The sequence below is a fragment of the Brachybacterium timonense genome (genome assembly GCF_900258505.1).
Classification (GTDB): domain Bacteria; phylum Actinomycetota; class Actinomycetes; order Actinomycetales; family Dermabacteraceae; genus Brachybacterium; species Brachybacterium timonense.
Map to the genome: position 1 here is coordinate 1,795,326 of NZ_LT984895.1, position 24,408 is coordinate 1,819,733.

At 67.4% G+C, this 24,408-nt stretch carries 20 protein-coding genes and 1 other RNA gene; 13 read left to right on the top strand and 8 right to left on the bottom strand.

From position 1 onward, the window contains the following. Positions 1 to 90 precede the first annotated feature (90 nt). From C8271_RS07955 to sucB, 3 genes are all read left to right on the top strand, one after another. Positions 91 to 1,548, top strand: a complete 1,458-nt coding sequence (locus C8271_RS07955; RefSeq protein ID WP_106506848.1) for a leucyl aminopeptidase — start codon at positions 91 to 93, stop codon at positions 1,546 to 1,548. Positions 1,549 to 1,717: 169 nt separating this feature from the next. After that, the gene (gene lpdA, locus C8271_RS07960; RefSeq protein ID WP_106506849.1) at positions 1,718 to 3,121 is read left to right on the top strand and encodes a dihydrolipoyl dehydrogenase; all 1,404 of its coding nucleotides are present in this window, start codon (positions 1,718 to 1,720) and stop codon (positions 3,119 to 3,121) included. A 20-nt stretch (positions 3,122 to 3,141) separates the two neighbouring features. Continuing rightward, positions 3,142 to 4,929, top strand: a complete 1,788-nt coding sequence (sucB, locus tag C8271_RS07965; RefSeq protein ID WP_106506850.1) for a 2-oxoglutarate dehydrogenase, E2 component, dihydrolipoamide succinyltransferase — start codon at positions 3,142 to 3,144, stop codon at positions 4,927 to 4,929. Positions 4,930 to 5,062: 133 nt separating this feature from the next. On the opposite strand, the gene C8271_RS07970 is transcribed toward sucB, so the two are convergent. Continuing rightward, positions 5,063 to 6,808: a hypothetical protein gene (locus C8271_RS07970; RefSeq protein ID WP_170957832.1), complete on the bottom strand. Its 1,746-nt coding sequence runs from the start codon at positions 6,806 to 6,808 to the stop codon at positions 5,063 to 5,065. Positions 6,809 to 6,955: 147 nt separating this feature from the next. On the opposite strand from C8271_RS07970, the gene lipB reads away from it, so the two are divergent. The 3 genes from lipB (at position 6,956) to C8271_RS07985 (ending at position 9,483) form a co-directional block, all read left to right on the top strand. Then, positions 6,956 to 7,648: a lipoyl(octanoyl) transferase LipB gene (gene lipB / locus C8271_RS07975; protein WP_106506852.1), complete on the top strand. Its 693-nt coding sequence runs from the start codon at positions 6,956 to 6,958 to the stop codon at positions 7,646 to 7,648. 77 nt (positions 7,649 to 7,725) lie between these two features. Next, a complete protein-coding gene (lipA, locus tag C8271_RS07980) occupies positions 7,726 to 8,745 on the top strand; it encodes a lipoyl synthase (protein WP_106506853.1) in 1,020 nt (339 codons plus the stop codon). Positions 8,746 to 8,772: 27 nt separating this feature from the next. Continuing rightward, positions 8,773 to 9,483 (top strand): DUF4191 domain-containing protein, encoded by a 711-nt coding sequence (locus C8271_RS07985; RefSeq protein ID WP_106506854.1) that lies wholly within the window; start codon positions 8,773 to 8,775, stop codon positions 9,481 to 9,483. Positions 9,484 to 9,555: 72 nt separating this feature from the next. Here C8271_RS07985 and C8271_RS07990 read toward each other — a convergent pair whose 3' ends face one another. Beyond that, on the bottom strand, positions 9,556 to 9,990 hold the full coding sequence (locus tag C8271_RS07990; protein WP_106506855.1) for an RDD family protein: 435 nt from the start codon (positions 9,988 to 9,990) through the stop codon (positions 9,556 to 9,558). A gap of 231 nt (positions 9,991 to 10,221) precedes the next feature. Here C8271_RS07990 and glnA point away from each other — a divergent pair, with 231 nt between their 5' ends. Genes glnA through C8271_RS08005 form a run of 3 tightly spaced genes read left to right on the top strand, consistent with a single transcriptional unit; the run spans position 10,222 to position 13,591 of the window. Then, positions 10,222 to 11,655, top strand: coding sequence for a type I glutamate--ammonia ligase (gene glnA / locus C8271_RS07995; RefSeq protein ID WP_106506856.1), 1,434 nt, complete (start codon positions 10,222 to 10,224; stop codon positions 11,653 to 11,655). 17 nt (positions 11,656 to 11,672) lie between these two features. Further along, positions 11,673 to 12,968, top strand: coding sequence for a sensor histidine kinase (locus C8271_RS08000; RefSeq protein WP_138774541.1), 1,296 nt, complete (start codon positions 11,673 to 11,675; stop codon positions 12,966 to 12,968). Further along, positions 12,965 to 13,591, top strand: coding sequence for a response regulator (locus C8271_RS08005; RefSeq protein WP_106506858.1), 627 nt, complete (start codon positions 12,965 to 12,967; stop codon positions 13,589 to 13,591). Before C8271_RS08000 ends, C8271_RS08005 begins: the two co-directional genes overlap by 4 nt. An 8-nt stretch (positions 13,592 to 13,599) precedes the next feature. Here C8271_RS08005 and C8271_RS08010 read toward each other — a convergent pair whose 3' ends face one another. The 4 genes from C8271_RS08010 to C8271_RS08025 all read right to left on the bottom strand — a co-directional run bounded on the left by C8271_RS08010 (position 13,600) and on the right by C8271_RS08025 (position 19,910). After that, positions 13,600 to 14,517, bottom strand: a complete 918-nt coding sequence (locus tag C8271_RS08010) for a hypothetical protein (RefSeq protein ID WP_106506859.1) — start codon at positions 14,515 to 14,517, stop codon at positions 13,600 to 13,602. 126 nt (positions 14,518 to 14,643) lie between these two features. Next, the gene (locus C8271_RS08015; protein WP_106506860.1) at positions 14,644 to 17,784 is read right to left on the bottom strand and encodes a bifunctional [glutamine synthetase] adenylyltransferase/[glutamine synthetase]-adenylyl-L-tyrosine phosphorylase; all 3,141 of its coding nucleotides are present in this window, start codon (positions 17,782 to 17,784) and stop codon (positions 14,644 to 14,646) included. Position 17,785: 1 nt separating this feature from the next. Next, positions 17,786 to 19,123: a glutamine synthetase family protein gene (locus C8271_RS08020; RefSeq protein WP_106506861.1), complete on the bottom strand. Its 1,338-nt coding sequence runs from the start codon at positions 19,121 to 19,123 to the stop codon at positions 17,786 to 17,788. 178 nt (positions 19,124 to 19,301) lie between these two features. Further along, entirely contained in the window at positions 19,302 to 19,910 is a 609-nt protein-coding gene (locus tag C8271_RS08025; RefSeq protein ID WP_106506862.1) for a hypothetical protein, read from the bottom strand. Between the two features lie 251 nt (positions 19,911 to 20,161). On the opposite strand from C8271_RS08025, the gene panB reads away from it, so the two are divergent. Then, positions 20,162 to 21,001 carry a 3-methyl-2-oxobutanoate hydroxymethyltransferase gene (gene panB / locus C8271_RS08030; protein ID WP_106506863.1) on the top strand — a complete coding sequence of 280 codons (840 nt, stop codon included), beginning with the start codon at positions 20,162 to 20,164 and terminating at the stop codon, positions 20,999 to 21,001. A 17-nt stretch (positions 21,002 to 21,018) separates the two neighbouring features. Here the strand turns inward: panB and C8271_RS08035 are convergent, their stop codons facing one another. Further along, complete coding sequence (locus C8271_RS08035; protein ID WP_106506864.1) at positions 21,019 to 21,234, bottom strand: hypothetical protein; 216 nt, start codon at positions 21,232 to 21,234, stop codon at positions 21,019 to 21,021. Positions 21,235 to 21,270: 36 nt separating this feature from the next. On the opposite strand from C8271_RS08035, the gene map reads away from it, so the two are divergent. Next, positions 21,271 to 22,158, top strand: a complete 888-nt coding sequence (gene map / locus C8271_RS08040; RefSeq protein WP_106506865.1) for a type I methionyl aminopeptidase — start codon at positions 21,271 to 21,273, stop codon at positions 22,156 to 22,158. A gap of 98 nt (positions 22,159 to 22,256) precedes the next feature. Next, the gene (gene ppgK, locus C8271_RS08045) at positions 22,257 to 23,132 is read left to right on the top strand and encodes a polyphosphate--glucose phosphotransferase (RefSeq protein ID WP_106506866.1); all 876 of its coding nucleotides are present in this window, start codon (positions 22,257 to 22,259) and stop codon (positions 23,130 to 23,132) included. Here the strand turns inward: ppgK and rnpB are convergent. Further along, positions 23,133 to 23,486: RNase P RNA component class A (gene rnpB / locus C8271_RS08050), an RNA gene on the bottom strand. It abuts the gene before it with no gap. Between the two features lie 66 nt (positions 23,487 to 23,552). On the opposite strand from rnpB, the gene C8271_RS08055 reads away from it, so the two are divergent. After that, on the top strand, positions 23,553 to 24,326 hold the full coding sequence (locus C8271_RS08055; protein WP_106506867.1) for a YaaA family protein: 774 nt from the start codon (positions 23,553 to 23,555) through the stop codon (positions 24,324 to 24,326). Positions 24,327 to 24,408: the final 82 nt, after the last annotated feature.

A 24,408-nucleotide genomic window follows, 5' to 3' on the forward strand; every position in this document is an offset into this window, starting at 1 on the left:
TCTCCTTTCTCGGGCACGGCGCACAGCAGGGTCTGGCCCGAGTGCGGGCATTCTCAACCGCATGGGCAGCTGTGCACATACGATAGGTCCATGCCTGAACTGATCGTGACCACTGCCGCTCCGACCGACGTCGACGCCGACGTCCTCCTCCTCCCGCTCCTGGCCGGTGCCGACGACGCCGGCCCGCTCGTGCCGCAGATGCCTGAGCTCGGCGCTCTCGCTGCTGCTGTTGACGCCTCCACCGATGCGGGTGAGCTCACCCGCCTGCCCGCTGCCGAGGGTGTCCGCGCCCGCAGCGTACTGCTCGTCGGCGTCGGCGCCGAGGCCCTTGATGAGGTTGATCCGGAGGATCTGCGCATGGCTTTTGGCGCCGCCACGCGCAGCCTCGCCGGAACCGACCACGCCGCGCTCGCTCTGCCCGGCGCCTCCGATGAGCAGCGCGCCGCCGCACTCGAGGGCGCTGCGCTCGGCGCCTACGCCTTCACTGCGCACCGCACCGAGGCATCGTCGCCGAAGACCGCGCTCGCAACACTCACCGTCATCGCCTCCGATGAGGCGGCTGGGAAGTCCGCGGCCGAACGCGCCGGCGTTCTGGCCGACGTCGTCGCCATCACCCGCGATCTGGTGAACACCCCGCCGAACCTGCTGTACCCGGACGCGTTCGCCGCCCGTGCCCAGGAGCTCACCGCTGATCTACCGATCGAGGTGACCGTGCTGGACGAGAAGCAGCTCGCCGAGGGCGGCTACGGCGGCATCGTTGGGGTGGGTCAGGGCTCGACTCGGCCGCCGCGTCTGGTGCGTCTCTCCTACGCGCCCGCGAACTCCCACGGCTCCGTGGCGCTGGTGGGCAAGGGCATCACCTTCGACACCGGCGGCATCTCCCTGAAGCCTGCCAAGGGCATGGATGACATGACTTCCGATATGAGCGGTGCCGCTACCGTGCTGGCCGCCACCATCGGTGCCGCGAAGCTCGGCCTCGACGTGACGGTCACCACCTTCCTGGCGCTCGCCGAGAACATGCCCGGCGGTGGAGCACAGCGCCCCGGTGATGTCGTCACCATGCGCAACGGCACCACAGTGGAGGTGCTCAACACTGACGCGGAGGGCCGCATGGTCATGGCCGACGCGCTCGTGGACGCTGCCGCGACCGAGCCTGATCTGCTGATCGACGTCGCCACCCTCACCGGTGCGGCCGTGGTTGCGCTGGGCACCCGCACTGCTGGCGTGATGGGCACCGAGGGCGGCCGCGAGTCCGTGCTCGCCGCCGCAGACGCCTCCGGTGAGCCGTTCTGGCCGCTGCCCTTCCCCAAGGAGCTGCGCAAGGATCTCAACGGCCGCGTCGCCGACCTCTCCAATATCGGCGACCGACCGGGCGGTGCGCTCTCCGCTGGCATCTTCCTGCGCGAATTCGTGGGCGAGACGGAGTGGGCGCACATCGACATCGCCGGACCGGCATTCACGGCGAAGCCCTGGGGCTACACCAGCGTGGGCGCCACCGGCATGAGCGTACGCACCGTGCTGGCCGTCCTCGAGCAGCGCGCCCGCTGAGCATCGTCGATCCGTTGGGGCGACCTCGAGCGGTGCCGCCCCAACGGATCGACGAGACGTGTCCGCTTCGTGCCCTAGCATGGATCCCGCAGGCGGCACGGGACAGGACGCCTCGAGCGTCCGACGATGCACCGCTGGAGAATCCGAACCCAAACAAGGGAGCACACAGGTGGCGGAATCAACCACTGACCAGTTCGACGTCGTGATCCTGGGCGGTGGCAGCGGTGGCTACGCGGCCGCCCTGCGAGGCGCCCAGCTCGGGCAGCGCATCGCTCTGGTGGAGAAAGACAAGCTCGGCGGCACCTGCCTGCATCGCGGCTGCGTGCCGACGAAGGCTCTGCTGCACGTGGCCGAGGTCGCTGAGGCACCGTCCGAAGGCAAGGACCTCGGCCTGGACCTCTCGCTCAACAGCATCGATGTCGAGAAGATGCTGAGCTTCAAGGACAAGACCATCTCGCGCCTCTACAAGGGCCTGCAGGGGCTGGTGAAGTCCCGCAAGGTTGAATACGTCGAGGGCTTCGGCCGCCTGACAGGCAAGAACACTGTGACCGTGGAGACCGAGAACGGCACCCGCGAACTGCACGGGAAGAACATCATTCTGGCCTCGGGCTCCTTCTCGAAGACCATCCCGGGCATCGAGCTTGGCGGCCGCTTCCTGGACTCGGAGGCCGCGCTGCAGCTGCCGGTCGTCCCGAAGAACCCCATCGTGCTGGGCGGCGGCGTGATCGGCGTCGAGTTCGCCTCTGTGTGGAAGTCGCTCGGCGCGGAATCCGTCACCATCATCGAAGGTCTGCCGCACCTGGCCGCGAACGAGGATGAGGCGCTGTCCAAGGCTCTTGAGCGTGCTTTCAAGAAGCGCGGCATCACCTTCAGCTTGGGCGTGTTCACCGAGAAGGCAGAGCAGAGCGAGGACGGCGTCAAGGTCACCCTCGCGGACGGCACCGTGTATGAAGGCGACTACCTGTTGGTGGCCGTCGGCCGTGGCCCGAACACCAAGGATCTCGGGTACGAACAGCAGGGCATCGAGATGGACCGCGGCTTCGTGCTCGCCAACAAGGAGACCCTGGAGACGAACGTGCCCGGCATTTACGCCGTGGGCGACATCGTGCCGGGTCTGCAGCTGGCCCACCGCGGCTTCCAGCAGGGCATCTTCGTCGCTGAGCGCATCGCGGGTCAGGACCCGGCTCCGATCGTCGAATCGGGCATCCCCCGCATCACCTACTGCGAGCCGCAGCTCGGCTCCGTGGGCCTCACCGAGAAGCAGGCCAAGGAGCAGTTCGGCGATGACAGTGTCGAGACCTACGAGTACAACCTGGGCGGCAACGGCAAGTCCCAAATCCTCGGCACCACCGGCTTCATCAAGCTGGTGCGCGAGAAGAACGGCCCCATCGTGGGCGTCCACATGATCGGTGCTCGTATGTCCGAGCTCATGGGCGAAGCCCAGCTGATCGTCAACTGGGAGGCCTACCCCGAGGATGTCGCCTCCCTCATCCATGGTCATCCCTCGCAGCATGAGGCGATGGGCGAGGCCGCACTGGCTCTCGCCGGCAAGCCGCTGCACGCCCACGCCTGAGCCCTCCGAAGGAGAACATCATGTCCGAAACCGTGAAAATGCCCGCCCTGGGCGAGTCCGTCACCGAAGGCACCGTCACCCGCTGGCTGAAGTCCGTCGGTGAGACCGTCGAGGTCGACGAGCCGCTGCTCGAGGTCTCCACCGACAAGGTCGACACCGAGATCCCCTCCCCCATTGCCGGAACACTCGAGAAGATCCTGGTGCAGGAGGACGAGGACGCTGAGGTTGGCGCAGATCTCGCCATCATCGGCGACGGCTCCGGCTCCGACTCCGCGGATTCCGGCGACTCCGGCGCTCAGGCCGACGAGCCCGCCTCTGAGGGCGAGGACCTCACCTCCGACGAGACCACCGCGCCCTCCACCTCGCAGGAGGCCCCCGCCACGGCGCCGTCGCAGCAGGAATCTGCCGGGGATGCCCAGGGATCCGGTTCCGCACAGGGCCAGGAAGTCGCGATGCCCGCGCTCGGCGAGTCCGTCACCGAGGGGACCGTCACGCGCTGGCTGAAGTCCGTTGGCGACACCGTCGAGATCGACGAGCCGCTGCTCGAGGTCTCCACCGACAAGGTCGACACCGAGATTCCTTCGCCCGTCGCCGGCACCCTGCTGGAGATCCGGGTGCAGGAGGACGAAGACGCCGAGGTCGGCTCCGTGCTGGCCATCGTGGGCGACGCCTCCGCTGCCTCTGCCCCGGCGCAGGACGCCCCGGCTGAGGAGAAGCAGGCCGCTCCCGCCCCGACCGAGGAGAAGCCCGCCGACAAGCCGTCGGAGCCCGCTCAGGACACGAAGCCTGCGCCCGCCCCGGCTGCCGAGGCGAAGCCGGCACCGTCGGCTCCGGCTCCGAAGGCCGCCGACGCGGTCTCCGGCGCCCAGTCCTCGGGCTACATCACCCCGCTTGTGCGGAAGATGGCGGCCGATGCCGGCATCGATCTGTCCACGGTGTCCGGCACCGGCCTCGGTGGCCGCATCCGCAAACAGGATGTTCAGCAGGCCATCGACGCCGCCAAGCAGGCGCAGCAGGCTCCGGCTGCCGGCGCTCCCGCCGCCGCTGCGGCGTCCGCGCCGAAGGCAGCTGCCGCGGTCGAGGTCTCGCCCAAGCGCGGCACCGAGGAGAAGATGTCACGTCTGCGCAAGATCGTTGCGTCCCGCATGGTGGAGTCCCTGCAGACGCAGGCTCAGCTCACCACGGCTGTTGAGGTCGACATGACCCGTATCGCCGCCCTGCGTGGGAAGGCGAAGGAGGCGTTCGCTGCTCGGGAGGGCGCGAAGCTCACCTTCCTGCCGTTCATCATGCAGGCCACGGTGGAGGCGCTGAAGACCTACCCGCAGTTGAACGCCGAGATCGACGGCGACATGATCCGCTACCACGGTTCCGAGAACATCGGAATGGCCGCGGATACAGAGCGTGGCCTGGTGGTGCCCGTGATCAAGAACGCCGGGGATCTGAACCTGGCTGGCCTGGCACGGCAGATCGGCGAGCTTGGCGCGAAGGCAAAGGGCAACAAGCTGGGCCCGGATGATCTGCAGGGCGCAACCTTCACGATCACGAACACCGGTTCCGGTGGCGCTCTCTGGGATACCCCGATCGTGCCGAACCCCCAGGTCGGCATCCTGGGCTGTGGCTCGATCGTGAAGCGTCCCGCCGTGGTGGCGAATGCCGACGGCCAGGACTCCATCGCGATCCGCTCGATGATGTACCTGTTCCTCTCCTACGACCACCGCCTGGTGGATGGTGGCGATGCCGCCCGCTTCCTCACCTTCGTGAAGAAGCGCCTCGAGGAGGGCGCGTTCGAGGCCGAGCTCGGCCTGTGACGCAGTCACCGTGACAGTGGTGCATCGCCACTGAATGGGAGCGGCCCGGCACCCTGGGGTGCCGGGCCGCTCCGCGTTCAGCTGTCACTCTTGGTCAGCAACTCGTCATCAGCCATCGGTCGGTCACCTGGTGTCAGGTGCTCGCCGGCGTCTCAACACTCTCGATCATCCATCGGTTCTCCTGCCACGCGAGGTGGAAGATGAGCAGCACCGGTTCATCTGCCGCCACGACGCTTTCGGTTCCGGCCGCGTCAGTCACCGTGTGTTGCGGCGTTGAGACGGTAGCCCTCACGTGTGCTGTGCCTCTGTACCTGTCGTAGTTGTCGAGCGTGGCATCGTGCACGCGGCTCTCTCCCCCGGCGACTGTCGTCGTCGCGTACTCCTCGCGGGCGGCGTCGTCCTGAGCCGCAGCCGGTGACCCCGGTCGCGCCACCGGCTGGTCGCTCGTGCCGGTGACATACGCGTGCCGTTGTCCAGCGAGGGCCTGCATCAGTCCGTGGGGGTCGTGCACGGGCGCCTCCACGGCAGCGATCATCGCCGCATCGCCAGGCACCGCTTCTTCTGCGGGGGACGACGTATCGGAGCCGTTGGCTGCACGACCTGTTGGCGCACTTGTTGCGTCCGGCCGCCCCGCGTCAGGTCCAGGATCAGCTGCAGCCGGATCCGCCTCGGCCACCGCGTCAGCCTCGCCCGGTCCCTGAGGCGCCCCCTGGTCACGACGTGCATGCGGTGCTGCGTCTCCCGCTGCAGCTGGTCGTCCAGGCCCGATCAGCTCGGGCCCGGCCACCTGCCATCCGATGACCCCGATCAGCAGGCCGGAAGCGAGCACGAGTCCAATTCCCCGGCGGGGTGCTCGGCGCAGCGCAGTCGCTACCCTGTTCCGCCACTGGGACAGCCACCCCTCGCGCAAACGACGAATCCTGTCCTCGTCCCGCCCTCTCGCGGCCGCTCCCGCTCCGACGGCCCAGCTGCGATAAGGGGGCCGGCCTCGCCGCTGGCTCCCCTGATCCTCGGCTCCCGCGCCACGATGACTCTGCACCCATGCCGGAATCGGCTCCACTGGTGGCGCTTCCTCTGCGGACTGCTCCCATGGCGTGAACAGTTCAGCATCCGCCAGCTCACCGTGCTCCTGTTCGGATTCATCCCCCACCGATTTCTCTCGCAGGGCGCCGTCCCATGCGTCGTCCCTCCGTGCTGCGACCTCGTGGTGATCGCCGTGCCGCGGCTCGGAATAGAGAGCCTCAAGCGGGTCAGCGGGCGGCACGGTGTGCGTGTGGAACAGCGATGCGATGGAGGGGCCGGAGTCCCACCGATCTCTCACGAGCGTGCGATCAGCATCTTGCAGCACGTCGTCGAGCCACCGTCGATCCGCGAGCTGCGCGGAGAGTGTCATCACCCGGCGCGCACCACGAAGATCGGCCACTGTCACGCGCCCGTCGGCCCGCACGGCAAGCGGCGTCGTCGGGACGGCGCCGAGCACCCATCCTTCACCGTGGAGTGCATCGAGCAGTTCCTCGAGATCTGCACGTGCCTGAGCGCGCCCGAGTCGCTCTGCCGTTGCGGGGGTGTCTTCCTGTGCGATCCGTCGACCGCCGCAGCTGCTGAGCACAATAGGCGCCTCGCGCACAAACTCACCGCCGTCGTGCTGGAGCAGCCGCGGTGCGGCATTGATTCCCCGCCGTGCAAGCCTCGCGAGCACTGTGTGCAGATCCGCGACGTCGTCGCTGCCCGCGATGCTGCTGACACGGATGCCCCACGTTCCGTCATCTGCACGCACGAGCTGCTCCTGGAACACGTCGTCGCATCGCAGAAGCGACCGCAGGCCACGCGGTGCGCTATCTCGTGGCCGATGCTCCCCTGCCCGATCTGCCATCCTCATGCTGCTAGTGAAGCGTGCGACGGCTAACACTCTGTCGGTTATGCACAATGTGCAGGTCATAAAGGCTCCGCGACGCTGTGTTGTGTTCCTCCCCAGTGGCCCCGTTCGCTTCCCACCTCAAGGGCATCTGCGCAGTACCCTGAAACAGTGCTTGATGTGATCCGCCTGGGGTTCAGCTCCCCGCTCCCCGGAGGGGACCAGCATGAGGAGTTCGGCCTCCCCACTGGCCCCGTCGACTTCCGCAGCGCATGGGACATCCAGCGTCAGCTCCACGCCCAGATCCACGCCGGTGACCGCGGTCCCACACTGTTGCTGCTCGAACACCGCCCGGTGTACACCGCTGGAAAGCTCACCGCAGATCACGAGCGTCCACGCGACGGCGCCGAGGTGATCGACATCGATCGCGGTGGAAAAATCACGTGGCACGGTCCGCACCAGCTTGTCGGGTACCCGCTGGTCCCATTGCCCATCCCGATCAATGTCGTGGGCTTCGTCCGTTCTCTCGAGCAGGCCTTGATCGCGGCCTGCGCTGACCTGGGTGTGGCCACCTGCGCGGTCGACGGTCGCAGCGGCGTATGGGTGCGGCGCACCGGTAGCCCGGATGAGAAGATCGCCGCGATCGGCCTGCGCGTCTCGAAACGCATCACCATGCATGGATTTGCTCTGAACTGCGCCAATGATCTGACCTGGGCCCAGAACGTGATCCCATGCGGCATCGAGGACGCGGGCGTCACGAGCCTGAGCGCTCAGCTCGGACGCACGGTCGACGTGCCCGAGGTGCTACCCGTGGTCGAGCGTCACGTGGCCGCGGCCATCGAGACGGTGGCGCAACGCACGTGAACGTGCCCTCGCCAATGCCGGCGCAGCAGGTCCCGCTCGCTAGACTCGTCAGATAGTCGACCTCAGGAGGCATAAGCGTGACGATCGCCCCGCAGGGTAGGCGGCTCTTGCGCATCGAGGCGCGCAACGCCGAGACCCCGATCGAGCGAAAGCCCGACTGGATCCGCACCACGGCGGTGATGGGCCCGGAGTACCGGGAGATGAAGAAGCGCGTTCATGGTCAGGGCCTGCACACCGTGTGTGAAGAGGCTGGATGCCCGAACATCTTTGAATGCTGGGAAGACCGCGAGGCGACTTTCCTCATCGGTGGTGACACGTGTACGCGGCGTTGTGATTTCTGCGATATCGCCACCGGGCGACCGAATCCGCTGGATCCGGCGGAGCCGATGAAAGTGGCTCGCTCCATCCAGGAGATGGGACTGCGGTATGCGACGGTGACGGGCGTGGCCCGCGACGATCTGGCCGACGGCGCCGCCGGACTTTTCGCCGAGACCTGCCGGCAGATCCATGCGCTGAACCCGGGCACCGGTGTCGAGCTGCTGATCGACGATATTCGTGGCGATACTTTCGCGATGCAGCAGGTCTACGACGCCAAACCCGAGGTGTTCGGACACAACCTCGAGACTGTGCCGCGCATCTTCAAGCGGATCCGCCCGGCGTTCCGCTACGAGCGCTCCCTGGATGTCATCTCCCACGCTCGCGACGCGGGAATGATCACGAAGTCAAACCTGATCCTTGGAATGGGCGAGACCCCCGATGAGGTCATCTCCGCCATGGAGGATCTGCATAACGCGGGCTGCCAGCTACTCACCCTCACGCAGTACCTGCGCCCCTCGAAGCTCCACCACCCGATCGATCGCTGGGTGAAGCCCGAGGAGTTCCTTGAGCTCTCGGCCATCGCGGAGGAGCTCGGGTTCCTGGGCGTCATGGCCGGCCCCATGGTCCGTTCGTCCTATCGGGCGGGCCGACTGTGGGCACAGGCCATGAAGAAGCTGAATCGCCCCATCCCGCCGGAGCTCGCCCACCTCGATCAGTCCACGCCTGCTCGGCAGGAGGCCGCGAGCGTGGTCGCACGACGAGCAGCCACCGCAAGCTGACCCCACCATCACGAACACAGAGGACACATGGCACGCACGGACTCCACCCAGGAGAAGAAACCCGGCCGTCTGAAGCAGATGGCGGAGGTGTACCGGTTCACCCAGCGCACCGACCGCAGCACGCTGCCGCTGATGCTCGCCGGCGTTGCCGCCTCGATCGTCGTGGCGGTGCTGCTGAGCTGGTGGATCATCGATAACCCCTGGTACGGCCTGTTCTTGGGGCTTGCCGTCGGCCTGCTGGTGGCGATGCTCATCCTGGCGCGTAAGGCAGAGCGTGCCGCGTTCTCCCGGATCGCCGGACAGCCCGGTGCGCCCCTCGCTGCGATGCAGTCCATCCGACGCGGCTGGAACGTCCATGACGAGCCAGTCCAGATCGACCGACGCACGCAGAAAATGGTCTACCGAGCATCCGGCCGTGCTGGCATCGCGATCGTGGCGGAGGACTCCTCACACACGTCGCTGCAGCTGCTGGATAAGGAGACAAAGGCGATCCGTCGTGTGCTGCGCCACGAGGGCGTACCAGTGCACCGCATCCTGGTGGGCGACGGCGACGGTGAGGTGCCGCTGCACAAGCTGCCCTCCCACATGACCCGCATGAAGCGTGTGCTCACGAAGGATGAGGCCGCGGAGGTCTCTCGACGGCTGGACGCGCTACAGCGGTCCTTCCGCCAGGCGATTCCCAAGGGCGTGGACCCGTATCGGGCGCGACCCGATCGTAAGGCGATGCGCGGCCGCTGATCCGCGCCATCCGCGCCGTGACCGTGACCCGATCGTCAGGAGCGGGCTCACGGGCTATGCACTCCCATGAGCTCAGGCCCGTACGACGGCGGTGCCCGCTGCGACGTCGTGCATCGGTTGCAGATCCCGGTTCCACACCACGGCAGGGATCACGAGGACCAGCAGCGCGGTACGGATCACGGCGCGCACAAGCATCGGCATGTGGCCGCGCACCGGCACCACACGCACACGGCACAGCAATTGCCCGCCGGTGCAGCCGAACATCGTCAGCATCACGATGTTGACCAGCGTGAACAGCACGAGGATCGCGATCTCGTCATAGTTGAGGAACGCCCAGGAGACCAGGGCGCACACTGCCCAGTCGAGCACCAGCGAGCCGAAGCGTCGTGCCACGGGTGCGACCGATCCGGGACCGTCGGCGGGCAGACCGATGCCGGAGCCTCGCACGTAGGTGTCATCTGCTGGCGGCCCGTCGAGCCACGCCGCGAGGTCCTTTCGTGCATTCACCCCGGCACTCTATCGCTGAACGCTCAACGAGCGTTTCGTCGCTGACTCGTGGGGTGCTGGGAGGAGATCGCGCTGAAGCCCCTTTCGCCCCGTGGCCGAACCAGATCGCTCCCACCACGCGCCGTAGACTGATCCACACCGGGGCCACAGCCCCCGAGGCCGAGCCGTACCGGCATCGCCCCACCGCCACCAGTTTCGCGGCGCGGCACCGTCCGCGCGGATGGAGGAGACGTGTTCAGCAGTCCAAGCGAACTCACCCGCTACATCGAGGAGGAGGGCGTCGAGTTCATCGACATTCGCTTCTGTGACCTGCCCGGGGTGATGCAGCATTTCAACGTGCCTGCCTCGACCTTCGATGAGGAGGCCATCGCGGACGGGCAGCTGTTTGACGGCTCCTCAATCCGTGGTTTCCAGGCGATCCACGAATCGGATATGAAGCTGATCCCGGATCTGGAGACCGCGTACCTGGATCCGTTCCGGGAGCACAAGACGCTGATCCTGAACTTCTCGATCGTCGATCCGTTTACCGACGAGCCGTACTCCCGCGACCCGCGCACTGTCGCGGCGAAAGCAGAGGAGTACCTGAAGTCCACGGGCATCGCCGATACCGCGATCTTCGCTGCCGAAGCGGAGTTCTACATCTTCGACGACATCCGCTTCAAAACCGGTATCAACTCCGCCTTCTACCAGATCGACTCCGATGAGGCGGCGTGGAACACCGACCGCGATGAGACGGAGTTCGGCCTGGGCAACCAGGGCTACAAGACCCGTGTGAAGGGCGGCTACTTTCCGGTGCCGCCCACCGACCAGATGGCTGACCTGCGTGACCAGATCTGCGCCCAGCTCGATGCGGTGGGTCTTGCGGTGGAGCGTGCTCACCACGAAGTGGGCACCGCTGGCCAGCAGGAGATCAACTACCGGTTCAACACCCTGCTGCAGGCTGCCGACGATGTCATGAAGTTCAAGTACATCGTGAAGAACGAGGTGTGGAACGCGGGCAAAACCGCCACGTTCATGCCCAAGCCGCTGTTCGGAGACAACGGCTCCGGCATGCACACGCACCAGTCGCTGTGGAAGGACGGCGAGCCGCTGTTCTATGACGAGCGTGGCTACGGTGGCCTGTCGGACATCGCCCGCTGGTACATCGGGGGCATCATCGAGCATGCCCCGTCGCTGGTGGCGTTCACGAACCCCACGGTCAACTCGTTCAAACGCCTGGTGCCCGGCTTCGAGGCGCCTGTGAACATGGTCTACTCGGCCCGTAACCGCTCGGCCGCGATCCGCATCCCGGTCACCGGCACCTCCCCGAAGGCGAAGCGCATTGAGTTCCGTGCCCCCGACCCGTCGGCGAATCCGTACCTCTCCTTCGCCGCACAGCTGATGGCTGGCATTGACGGCATCCGCAATCGCATCGAGCCACCGGAGCCGATCGACAAGGACCTGTACGAACTGCCGCCCCAGGAGCACGCGCAGATCAAGCAGCTGCCCGAGTCCCTGGGGGATGCGCTACGGGCTCTCGAGGAGGATCACGACTACCTCACCGAGGGCGACGTGTTCCCCGAGGACCTGATCAGCACCTGGATCGAGCTCAAGCGCACCACGGAGATCGATCCGTTCCGTTTCCGCCCACACCCTCACGAATTCGAGCTCTACTACGATCTGTGAGCCGATCCCCTGATCGCGTGACCGCGTCAGCAGCACAGTCGCCCGCCGCTCCGGCTGCCTCCGAGGAGGCGCTGGCGGCGGGCGCCGTGCCGTCCATGCCCTTGGCCGCCGCGCTGCGGTGGCTGGTGCACGCGCTGCTCTACCTGCTTGTGCTGCTCACCGCGGTGCGTGCTGTGGGCACGATGCCGACGGGCTACCTGGTCACGCTGTGGGCGCTGCTGGCTGCTCTGGTGTCGGTCTATTCGATCGGAGCTCGCCGCGATGCTCAGCGCCGGCGACGAGCAGGGGCTCACGACGGAGCGGGCGCCTGGTCTGCTCTTGTGCACCTGATCCCGACGATGCTGCTGTGGGTCGCCGCGCTGATGCTCAGCCCGGATGCGTTGTGGATCGCCTTCGCGGTCGACTTTGCCGTGCTGTATGCCCTCCCGTGGGCCGGTGGCATCGCGGCCCTCCTTGTCGTGACTGTCACCGCCGTCCTCGCGCATGCCGGATGGGCTGCGGGGGCGACGACGGTCGCCGGGATGATCGGCCCGGGTATGGGTGCGCTGGTCGCGCTCGGTGTGGTGGCGGCGGTGCGCGCCCTCCAGGGCGAGATCCGTCAGCGCACGATCCTCGCCGAGCGGCTGCTGGCCACGCAGCGTCAGCTCGCTGAGCGTGAGCGGGAAGCGGCGACCGCTGCGGAGCGGGAGCGCATTGCGCGGGAGCTGCATGACACTGTCGCCCAGTCGTCTCTCTCCGTCCAGTTGCTCTTGGATGCGGCGCAGAACGCCTCGCAGCAGGGTGATGATCAGCGGGCCGCGCAGCTGCGTGAACAGGCCCGCGGCGCTGCCGTGCGCACCACAGCGCAGGCGCGTCGCCTGGTGGATGAGGACGTGCCCGCGGTCGATCCGGCACAGTTGCGCGGGGCGCTCGAAACGCTGATCCACGATGCTGCTGTCACCACGAATGCCCGGGTGCAGCTGCGCTGGGAACTGGAGGCCGACGCCCAGCAGCGGATCACCCCGCGCACAGCCCGCACCATTGTTCGGCTCGTCCAGGGACTGCTCGCCAATGCTGTGCACCACGCTGACGCCTCCCGTATCGCGGTGAGCCTCAGTGCCCAGGAGGACGTGCTCGTGGATGTCGTCGACGACGGCCTCGGCATCCCGGATGACGAGCCCGACGGTATGGGGCTGCGCACCGCACGGGCACGCGCCCGCTCCCTGGGCGGCTCGCTGACGATCGAGAGTACAGCCGGTTCCGGTACTGCCGTGCAGGTTCGTCTTCCTCTGCCGCTGCCCGATTCGACCACGCCAACGGAGGCCACCGCGTGATCCGACTGCTGCTGAGCGATGACCATGCCGTGGTGCGCCGCGGTGTTGCCGCCATTCTCGACGGCGAAGAGGACCTGCAGATCGTGGGCGAGGCATCCGATCCGGCTGAGGCTCTACGCCTTGCCCACTCTGCCCTGCCAGATGTGGTGCTGCTGGATCTGCGCTACGCGCACGAGACGCGCAGCGGCGCCGACATCATCGGTGCCCTGCACGATGCACCCTCGCATCCGGCCGTGCTGGTGCTGACCACGTACGACAATGACCAGGATGTGCTGGCGGCAATGGACGCCGGAGCCGACGGGTATCTGCTCAAGGATGCCCCGCTGCCCGAGCTCGTTGCCGCAGTGCGGGCCGTCGCCCGCGGGGAGGGCGCGGTGGATCCGCGCATCGAGCGGCGTCTGCAGTCCCAGCCCAGCCCCGAACACCTCACCAGCCGCGAACGTGAAGTCCTCGCGCTGGTCGCAGCCGGGCGCACGAACGCGGCGATCGCCTCAGAACTGTTCTTATCTCAGGCCACGGTGAAGACCCACCTGGTGCATGTGTTCGCAAAACTCGGCGCGAGCAGCCGAACGGACGCCGTGGCGCGGGCCCGCGCCCTGGGGGTCCTGGCACCGGAGTCTTGACCAGCCCGTCACGGTAAGGTGCTCAGCCCACCGTTCGCGCGCAGCAGGCTGACCAGCAGCTCCTTCGGACCGGGAACCGGATCCCCCGCGCAGTCGTCGGCCACGAAACTCCAGGCCCGCCGCAGGGAGCAGAACGTGTCGAACTCGGCCTGCCCCGTGCGCAGCGGCACCACGCGGTATCCGCCCTCAGCCGGCAGGTGCACGATGAACGCACCGGCAAGCTCCGGCATGTCGCGCTGGGTGCCGTCGTCATCCAACAGATGCTCAGCGCGCACCACGGCGACCCCCTGCAGAGCGTAGTCGCCGCGCACCGATTTCGAGGTCTTGATGTCGGCGCTGAGCAGTGCACCACCCACCCGGACGATCGCGTCTGTCGTCCCGGCGTAGCCCACCGAGTGGTTCACCACGGTCTGTTCGACCTCCATGAACTCCGGCTGGTAGTCCTCCAGGAATCCGCCGTATCCGTCCAGGCGCTGATCCACGCGGCGCAGGAGCGCATCCAGGTCTTTTTCCTCACCGAATGCCCCGTCGGCGGTATGCATGTCGCGCACGATCCCGCCGAGTGTCTCGTGTCCGGGTCGCTGCCCGTCGCGGCCCCAGATCTCGCATGCGGCGTGCACGAGTGTGCCGAAGTCTGCCGCTGTGCGTGTGTGGTCAGCGGCGGCGGCCGCGATCCGTTTCTGCGTGGTCCACCGGTCGCGGGTCACCCGGGCGATCTCTGCCTGCGCCCGATCGGGGTTGCGGTCCAGGAAATCGAACATCTCCAGGGCCCGTTTCGATGCCATCGTCGCGTACCACCCCTGGAGGTGGTCTTTCGCGCGCGCACCGGCCACCGTGGTGATCGAGGGGTACAGCAGCGGTCCCCCGGGTTCGAGCCGGTACATGCGGCCTCGCGGGGTGTTCTCAGACAGCGACGGTGTGGTCATGTCTCCTCGAGCGGGTCGGGGGCAGCGGGAACGATCCTAGGACGCACTCGCGGGGTGCCACCGGTAGGCGCGGGCGTGCCTCGCCTGCGTGGCGTCAGGCATCACACGGTGGCGCCGGGCACATGCTCACTGCACGAGGCGCCCGAACACGAGCTGCTCGGTGATCAAGCGCGCGTGCCGGGTGACGCGCAGGTAGGTGTCCTCGAGATCCGTGGCTGTGGCGTCAGGGCCATCGAGCAGCCAGGCAAGGGCACGCAGGTCGACCCGGTCTGACGGCAGCACCTGTGCCTCCCGCCCCTTCCACAGGAACAGCCCCCGTCGGATCCGCCAGCCCAGAATCCATGCCTCACGCAGATCCCGTGCGTGGTCCGCGGAAAGCACCCCCGCATCCACCGCGGCCTGCAGTACGTCGAGGGTCCCCGGGGCGCGCAGCTGCGGATGGTGGTGTCCGTGCTCCAGGGTGAGGAGCTGGGCGCACCACTCGACATCGGTCATGCCGCCGCGGCCGAGCTTGACGTGCCGCGCCGGATCGGCGCCGCGCGGCAGACGCTCGGCTTCGATCCGAGCTTTCATGCGCACGATGTCGCGCCGGTCAGACGCGGCCAGTCCCCCGCTCGGATACCGCACCTGATCCATCGTGTCGCGCAGCCTCTCGGCTGTCTGCGTCGAGGCGATGATCACGCGGCCGCGCAGCAGCGCCTGCTTCTCCCAGGTGAGGGCGTCTCGGCGGTAGTAGGCCGCCCACGCGTCCTCATGCCGTGCGAGGAGCCCCTGCTTCCCCTGCGGTCGCAGATCCGCGCTCACGCGCATATCGGCACCGGCTGCGGGGGCGTTGAGGATCTGCTGGATGGAGGTGGCCACGGCGATGCCGAGCTTCTCGGTGCTGCGCCCGGCGCCGCGGTCCACGGCGACGAACTGCACGTCAGCATCGGAGCTGTACCCCATCTCGCGCGCCCCGAAGCTCCCCAGGGCGATCACGGCCAGCTCGATGCCCAAGGCGCGGGCTGGATCGCTGCGCCGCTCACGCAGCTGCGTCGCCGTGGAGTCATTGACCTGCCCGCCATCATCGAGCACGGCGTCGGCCAGCACCGTCGCCTCGTCGTCGATCTTGCCCTGGTCGAGCGCCACAGCGTGATAGGCCACCAGCAGTCCCGCCTCAAGCACGGCCTCAGCAAGGTCGGTGAGGGCATGGGCCACCTCCACGGGAGTCAGCAGCTCACACAGATGTGCCAGCGCGATCCGTAACAGCTCACGCCGCCGGGTCCGACGGATCACGCCCTTGGCTTCATCGATGTCTTGGGCGCGGTCGATCACCGCGAGGAACTCGCGGCCAAGCGCGTCACGTCGAAGCGGGCGCAGACTCTCGTCCCGCCCCAGCCATCGCACCGCTTCAGGGATCTGCTCCAACTGGCCGCCCACGAAGCGGCTGCCCGCGAGCACGCGCACGAGTCGCCGCGCCGCCACACCGGAATCACGCAGCAGCGCGAGATACCAGTGCGCGGAACCGAGCGCATCGGAGAGCCGACGGAACGCGAGCAGCCCAAGATCGGGGTCGATGCCGTCGGCGAGCCATTCCAGCAGCACGGGCAACAGTTGACGCTGGATCGCCGCACGACGCGACAGTCCTTCGGTGAGCGCTTGGATGTGGCTGAGGGCGCGGCCCGGGTCGCGGTATCCGATGGCGGCCAGTCGGTCGCGGGCCTCTTCGGGGCGCAGCCGCACCTGGCCGTCGCTGAGCTGGGAGGCAGTCACCAGCAGCGGACGGTAGAAGATCTCTTCGTGCAGCTGCCGCACGCGGCGCCGCGTGCGTTCGTACGTGCGTGTGAACTCCTCCGAGCTGAGCCTCAGGCTGCGGGACAGACGCCGCAGGTCGTCCTTCCCGGTGGGCAGTACTTGGGTGCGGCGAAGCCGGTGCAGCTGAAGACGGTGCTCGACACAGCGGAGGAAACGGTAGGCGGCGTCGAGCTCGCTCACATGATCGCGGGAGATGTAGCCGCCGCCGCCCAGCTGGTGGAGGGCTACGAGGGTTGTGCGTGACCGCAATGCCTCATCGGTGCGGCCGTGCACCATCTGCAGCAGCTGCACCGTGAACTCGACGTCGCGCAGTCCGCCTGGGCCGAGCTTCACATGGCGGTCGACCTCGCCTCGCGGGATGTGGGCGACCACGCGACGGCGCATCGCGCGCGTATCCTCCACGAACCCGTCCCTGGTGGATGCCTGCCACACCCAGGGGGCGACCAACTGCTCGAACGCTTCTCCCAGCTCACGGTCACCGGCGGCGGCACGGGCCTTCAGCAGCGCTTGGAACTCCCAGGACTCCGCCCAGCGTTCGTAGTACCGCCGATAGGAGTCCAGGGTGCGCACGAGCGGCCCGTCCTTGCCTTCCGGACGGAGGTTCGCGTCGACCTGCCACAGGGTGCCCGCGGCGGTGCGGTCGGAACAGACGCGGGCGAGCTCGCGGGCCAAAGCGGATCCGATCCGGACCAGGGACTCCTCATCAGTATCGTCACCCGCCGGCTCGATGACATGCAGAACGTCGACGTCGGAGATGTAGTTGAGCTCGCGTGCGCCGGTCTTGCCCATCGCGAGCACAGCCCACCGCACCGTGTCGTGCCCAGCCACGGCACACCGGGAGATGGCGATCGCGGCATCCAGTGCGGCATCAGCAAGGTCCGACAGTGCAGCGGAGATGTCCGGCTGGATCTGCGCGGGCTGCGGTGCGCTGACGTCGGCCAGAGCGATCTGGGCGAGCCGTTCATGATAGGCAACGCGCAGGGCATCGCGGCTTTCTCTGCCGCTTCCGGACGCGACAGGCATATCAGCGGCGGGATCGGCGCCGACGGCGCGCAGCAGGTGCTCGCGCACGGCGGCAGCATCGACTGCGAGCGGATCCTCGATCAGCAGCTTCTCGAGCGCCTCGGGGTGGCGGGCGAGCATGTCACCTGCTGCAACGGACGTGCCGAGCAGGGCGATCAGACCATCTCCGGAGCTCAGCTGGCCGGTCTCCCGCTCTCGTGGCGAGGTGTGGCCCACTGTGGTGAGGAATCGCTCCAGCAGTGTCGTGAGGCCGGCGTCTCGGGCGGCCTCAGCGACCCGCAGCAGGCCCAGCACCGCATCGTCGCCGTCCGGCACAGCACCGAGTGCCTGGATGGCTTCGCGTGGCAGTGATGCGAGCGCCGGCTCCCCCAGGAAACGCTGAACCCTTTCGGTGCGGCTGAAGCCGAGCCGGGCCAGTGCACCGGTGCTGGTCGGGACCTCGTGCGTCATCTCAGATGCGCCCGAAGGTGTTCGCGAGTTCGTAGTCGGTGACCTGTTCGCGGTACCGGCTCCATTCATTGCGCTTGTCCCGTAGGAAGAACTCGAAGACCTGCTCGCCGAGCACCTGCGCCATCAGTTCGGAGGATTCGAAACGCTCCAGGGCTCGGAACAGGTCGGTGGGCAGCGGTTCGATGCCCATCGCGTATCGTTCCTGCTCGGTGAGTTCCCACACCGCGTCTTCGGCGCCTTCGGGGAGCTCGTACTCGTTCTCAATGCCCGCGAGGCCAGCTCCGAGCAGCACGGCGAAGGCCAGGTACGGGTTCGCCGCGGAATCCAGGCCCCGGAATTCCACGCGCGAGCTTGTGCCCTTGGTGGGCTTATGGAACGGCACCCGCACGAGGGCGGAGCGGTTGTTGTGTCCCCAGCAGATGTAGCTCGGTGCTTCCTGCGCTCCCCACAAGCGTTTATAGGAGTTCACCCACTGGTTCGTGACAGCCGCATACTCCGGTGCGTGACGCAAAAGCCCGGCGATGAATCGACGGCCAGTCCGGCTGAGCCCATACTCGGCGCCGGGCTCGTGGAACGCGTTCTTGCCGCCCTGGAACAGAGACAGGTGAGTGTGCATCCCCGATCCGGGCTGGTCGATCATCGGCTTCGGCATGAAGGTCGCCACCTGCCCCATCGACAGTGCGACCTCTTTGACCACGGTGCGCAGCGTCACAATATTGTCGGCGGTGCTGAGCGCATCGGCGTACCGCAGATCGATCTCGTTCTGGCCGGGGCCGTTCTCGTGGTGGCTGAACTCCACCTGGATGTTCATCGCTTCCAGGTACTGGATGGCGGTGCGGCGGAAGTCCTGACCCTGTCCCCGGTGGACGTGGTCGAAGTAGCCGGCCTGATCAATAGGCTGCAGCTCGGCTCCGCGACGGTATGGTTCTTGGAAAAGGTAGAACTCGATCTCTGGGTGGGTGTACAGCTCGAGGCCCTTCTCCTCTGCCCGTGCGAGGGCATCGCGCAGCACGCGCCGCGGATCCGATGCCGCTGGTTCCCCGTCGGGCGTGAGCACGTCGCACATCATGCGGGCGGTCGCAGCGGTGGCGCCCCGCCAGGCGAGCATCTCGAAGGTCCGCGGATCAGGCCTCAGCAGCATGTCGGACTCGTAGGAGCGGGTCAGCCCCTCAATGGCCGAGCCGTCGATGCCGATGCCCTCCTCGAAGGCCGCCTCCAGGTCAGCCGGAGAGATCGCGATCGATTTCAGGGTCCCGACGATGTCGCAGAACCACAGCCGGATGAAGCGGACGTCCTGTTCGGCCACGGCGCGGATGACGGCGTCATGATGCTGGTCCATTCCCCCAGTGTGCCGCAGGCTCAGGCTGCAATGCGCCACCAGCGAAGGACCGACTGAGGCCGCACTGCGCCCCCGGGCAGGGCCGGCGCGTGCCGCGGAGCACCTCGGCGAGAGAGCCGACGTGCTCCGCGGTGCGTCTGTGGTGGACGCGTCCCCGCCCCGTGGCTCAGACCGTCACTCAGCCCGCGGCGTTCCCGCCCGACGCCTGCGTGCCGGTCGGGTCCACGTACCACTGCCCGTCGTCGAGCTTCACGAGCACGAACTTCTGCTCCTCGAGCCCCACGGTCACCGTGCCGTCGCCGTTGTCCTCCTTCTCCAGCATGGAGGCATCCACGACGTCGAACATGCCAGGCTTGAACGTCACACCGCTGGACTCGTAACCGGAGCGCATGCCCTCGGCGCACTGGGTGAGCGCGTCACCTTCAGCGGGCTTACCGGTCGTCGGATCGAGCGCGAAGGAGCAGGCCTTCTCCCACTCGGAATCATCGAGTGTCTGGAGGAACTCGACCACGCGGTCGGCCGCAGCGGTGAGGTCCTCATCGGTGACATCGCCGCCTCCGTCGGAGGCTGCCGGGGTCGCGGCCCCACCAGCGTCAGAGCCACCGCCGTCGGAGGGCTGCTGGTCGGTCTCCTCTGCAGGATCGGCCGCGGGCTGCTCCTGCTTCTGGCCATCCTCTTTCTCCTGCTCAGACCCTCCGCCGCTGCAGGCACTCGCGCCGAGGGCGAGCGCAACCGCGCTCAGAGAGATGGTGATGGTGCGGCCGGTGCGGCGCAGAACGATGCTCACAGATGAGTTCCTCTCCACGAATGTCAGGCCGCCTCCTTGTGGGCGGCTCCAGCTAGCACGTCGCCAGCCGCGCCTACGATGACATATCCCGCGCCGTCGTCGCGACCTGCCCCAGCATCGTGTCCGAGTGTCCGAAGGCCACAGTCCCTGATCCTGTGCGCCGGAGGCTGTTCGCCACCCGCGTACCTCTGCCCCGACGAGAACGGGCACTAGGCTGTCCACACGATGCAGGCCAGTTCTCTGGCCGACCAATGAAGCGGAGGATCCCCGTGAACGCTGCCAGTGGCCCCGTCGGCCCTGCCAAGATCCGTATCCGGCACCTGCAGGACGCCAAGGAGCGCGGCCGCCCCTTCTCCATGCTCACGAGCTATGACTGCCTGTCCGCTCGCGTCTTCGAGGCAGCCGGCATCGAGGTTCTGCTCGTCGGTGATTCCGTGGCTACGACCGTGCTCGGTCATGAGTCCACCACCGCGGTGACCCATGAAGAGATGCTGGTGTTCACTCGCGCGGTGGCCCGCAGCGTCACGCGGCCCCTCGTCGTGGCGGACCTCGCCTTCGGCACCTACCAGACGGGCGTCCAGGACGCTGTGCGCTCTGGTATCGATCTGGTGCGTGCAGGTGCCCAGATGGTCAAGCTCGAGGGCGGGCAGGCCATCACACCCCAGATACGCGGCCTCGTCTCCTCGGGCATCCCGGTGATGGGCCACCTGGGCTTCACCCCGCAGTCGGTCAACGCCCTGTCAGGGCACAGGGTGCAGGGCCGCGACCAGGCGGGCGCCGATCACCTCGCCGAGGACGCGATCGCCCTGCAGGAGGCAGGCGTCTCCGCTATCGTGCTGGAACTCGTGCCCGCTGCGCTCGCTGCACGGATCACTGAGATCGTGCAGGTGCCGACGATCGGCATCGGCGCCGGGCCGCACTGCGACGGCCAGGTGCTGGTGTGGCAGGACATGGCCGGGCTGTCCGGATTCGAGGGCACCTTCGTCAAGCAGTTCGCGCACCTTGGGCCAGAGCTGGAGAAGGCGGCGTCTGAGTACCGCCGTCAGGTGCTGGAGGGCGTCTACCCGGATCCCCAGCACTCTTTCGACTGATCACTCACCCTGCGCGGTCAGTGCTGAGCGGCCGTGTCGTCGTCGCCCTCCCAGGCATCCCACTTCTCGTCGGCCTCTTCCCACGCCTCATTGCGCTTGGCCGCCGTGTTCAGTGCCGCCTGCGCCTCCTCCCGTGTGGCGTACGGACCCATGAGGTCCACGCCGTGGGACTGGCGACCTTCCTCGACGGCGCCGGTGCGCGTGTTGTAGTAGAACTGCGGGGTCTCGCTCATGATCTGCTCCCACCCATCGGTGATTAACTGGTGGGCATGACTGTAGAGCAGCGGTGGATCCGCCCGGAAGGCCGTGCACTTCTCGTACCCGGTGAGATCGGGCCCCGGAGGTCGGTTCCTGCACGTATCGAACGCCCCGAGTATGTCGGTAAGGACGTCGCGGTCTCTGACTCCGGCCCCTCGGTGCAGACTCCTGACGTCATCGAGCGCATGCGCGAAGCCAGTCGCATCGCCGCACTCGCGCTCGCGGCCGCCGGTGAGGCCGCTGTGCCCGGCGCCACCACGGACAGCGTGGACGCCGTCGTGCACGATGTGCTGATCTCCGAGGGCGCCTACCCCTCAACGCTCGGCTATCTCGGGTTCGAGAAATCCTGTTGCACGAGTCTGAATGAAGTCATCTGCCACGGCATCCCGGACTCAACCATCATGCAGGACGGTGACATCCTGAACGTTGACGTCACCGCCTTCATCCATGGGGTGCACGGCGACACCAACGCCACCTTCCTGGTGGGCGACGTTGATCCGCGTGCCATCGAGCTGGTGGATCGTGCCCGGACGGCGATGGAGCGCGGGATCCGGGCCGCGAAGCCCGGTCGGCAGGTCAACGTGATCGGCCGCGTGATCGAGACGTTCCTGGCCCGACACGGTTATGAGTCCGTGCACGACTACACCGGGCATGGCGTCGCCGAGGGTTTCCATAACGGCCTGGTGATCCCTCACTACGACTCCGCACCGATGTTCGATGACGTGATCGAGGAGAACATGACGTTCACCGTCGAACCGATGGTGACGATCGGGTCGCAGGCCTGGGAGCAGTGGGACGACGGCTGGACCGTGGTCACCCGCGACCGCGGCTTCACGGCTCAGTTCGAGCACACGATGGTGATCACCGCGTCCGGGGCGGAGCTGCTCACGGTCATCTGAGAGAATCATCCGCAGCCGTCGCGCCGGATGCGTGATGCTCCCTAGCGATTCGGCCGAACCTCTTCACATCCACCCATATCCCACCCCACGGAGAGACCATGACCCGGATCGGCTTCGGCATCGACATCGGCGGCAGCGGCATCAAGGGCGCGACCGTCGATCTGAAGAAGGGCTCGCTCGCCGCTGATCGCGTGCGCATCCCCACGCCCCAACCCTCCCTGCCTGAGGCCGTGGCCGACACTGTCGCCGAGGTGCTGAGCGCCTTCGATCTGGAGCCGGGCGTGCCCGTCGGCGTGACGTTCCCGGGCATCATCCAGCACGGTGTTGTGCTCACGGCAGCCAACATGGACCCCTCGTGGGTGAATGTCGACGTGCAGGAGCTGTTCACGAAGCGCACTGGCCATGATGTGTTCGCGGTGAACGACGGCGACGCCGCAGGCGTGGCGGAAATGGCCTTCGGCGCCGGTAAGAAGACCCGCGGCACCGTCATGCTGACCACCCTGGGCACCGGTGTGGGCACGGCGCTGTTCGTGGACGGGCACTTGGTGCCGAACACCGAGTTGGGGCATATCCCGCTCGTGGGGCATGACGACGCCGAGAAGTGGATGGCCGAGTCCATCCGCGATCGCGAATCTCTGACCTGGGAGGAGTGGGCCGAGCGCCTGCAGGTCTACTACTCGACGCTTGAGTTCCTGTTCTCCCCCGACCTGTTCATCGTTGGCGGCGGCGTGTCGAAGAAGCATGAGAATTTCCTGCCGCTGTTGGATCTGCGCACCCCGATCGTGCCGGCCCGCACCCGTAATGAGGCAGGCATCATCGGCGCTGCCGTGCTCGCGAACGAAGCACGCGCCGGCCAGGAAGGCAAGAAGAAGCAGAAAGGCACGGCGAAAACGGGGAAGAAGAAATCCAAGGACGGAACGAAGGGCGGTTCCAAGGCCGCAACCGCAAAGCCTCAGAAGTCCTCGAAGGGCTGAGGGACCAGTCGGCCTATAAGCCGGGTTCTGTAATCGGCAGTCATCCATCTCGGATCGCCGTTGCCAACGACCTCCAGCGGTCCACCCGGGGACTCGGGCCGGCGCCCTCGATCATCCCCTGTCTGACCTTGCTCCCGGTGGGGTTTGCCCTGCCGGTCCCGTCACCGGGACCGCGGTGGTCTCTTACACCACCCTTTCACCCTGGCCGATGCGTGACGCACCGGTGGTCTGCTCTCTGTGGCACTGTCCCGCGGATCGCTCCGGGTGGGTGTTACCCACCACCGTGCCGGATGGAGCCCGGACTTTCCTCGGTGCCGATCCATGGATCGACGCCGCGACTGCCCGGCCGACTGGTCCGCCCCGCATCCTAGCCCGCACCGTTCCACTCACCGACACCGACCTGAGGAGACCTCGACCACCATGCTGGTGCTGCTGCCGCCGTCGGAGACCAAGACCCGCCCCTCAACCGGCCCCTGCGTGGACCTCGACGCGCTGAGCCTTCCCACGCTGAACGATCATCGCGCGAGGATGCTCCGTGCCGTCGCACGCACTGCGACTTCGCCCCGGGCCATGGGGCTGCTGGGTGTGCCAGCCTCCGCGCCCGAACTGGTCGAGCGGATGCGGCTGCTCGAGGAGGAGCCGACGGCGCCTGCGCTGTCTGTGTATTCCGGTGTGTTGTTCGATGCGATGGGTGTTCCAGAGCGGATCGGCTCCTCGCGTGTGCTGATCCAGAGCGCCTTGTTCGGGCTGGTTGATGCCTCGGACCGGATTCCGGCCTACCGCCTCTCGGCCGGGTCGACACTGTCGCGCCTTGGGGTGGCGGGGCGCTGGTGGGCGCCGCATCTGCGGGCCGTGGCCCGCGATCTGCTGCAGGAAACGGCCGACAGTCCTTCCCCCCTTGTGCTCGACTGCCGGTCCGGCGCCTACCGTTCGATGATGCCGCTGGCCGCGCCGGACGGGGTGAGCGTGCTGGAGGTCGGCGCCGTGCAGGAGCGTGAGGGCCGACGCACAGTCGTCTCCCATGATGCGAAGCGCTACCGCGGCTGGGCCGCCCGCGCTCTGCTGGATGCCGTCGATGCGCCGCGCACACCCGCCGATGCGGCCGACGTGCTCCGCGCCGGGTTCTCCCGCGGGCTGGATGTCGAGCTCGACGGGTCCACCCTCACGATCGTGGACCGTCCGGATCAGGAGTGATCGCTCCACAGGGCAAAGGGCAGCTGTCAGAGCTGAAAGCCGAGATCCGAAGCGTCGTTCCGGAGCAGCCATGCTCCCTGCA